The 285-nt window shown below is 46.7% G+C and carries 1 protein-coding gene; it reads left to right on the top strand.

Annotated elements, in window-relative coordinates; translation table 11 throughout:
- Positions 1–285 (top strand): alanine--tRNA ligase-related protein (locus CWC14_RS18310; RefSeq protein ID WP_249928785.1); only part of this gene is annotated, 285 nt, incomplete at both ends.

The raw sequence follows: 285 nt of genomic DNA, 5'->3' as shown, positions 1-285 counted from the left end.
TGAAAAAGTACTGCGTATTGAAGAAGAGCAATTTGGCAAAACTCTAGAACGCGGCTTGGCTATTTTGGAAGAACACTTAAGCGCCCTAGAAGGCGATGTTATCCCCGGCGATGTGGTATTCAAGCTCTATGATACCTATGGCTTTCCAGCGGACTTAACCGCTGATGTCGCTCGTGAACGTTTTATGACCATTGATGAGCGTGGTTTCCAGCAGTGTATGGATGTGCAACGTAAAAAAGCACAACAAGCTGGCAAGTTTGGCGCTGATTACAACACGCAACTGCG

The sequence above is a fragment of the Pseudoalteromonas sp. S3260 genome (genome assembly GCF_005886925.1).
Taxonomy (GTDB): domain Bacteria; phylum Pseudomonadota; class Gammaproteobacteria; order Enterobacterales; family Alteromonadaceae; genus Pseudoalteromonas; species Pseudoalteromonas tetraodonis.
Note: the sequence above shows the minus strand (reverse complement) of the source record. Positions and strands in the feature narration are given on the sequence as shown.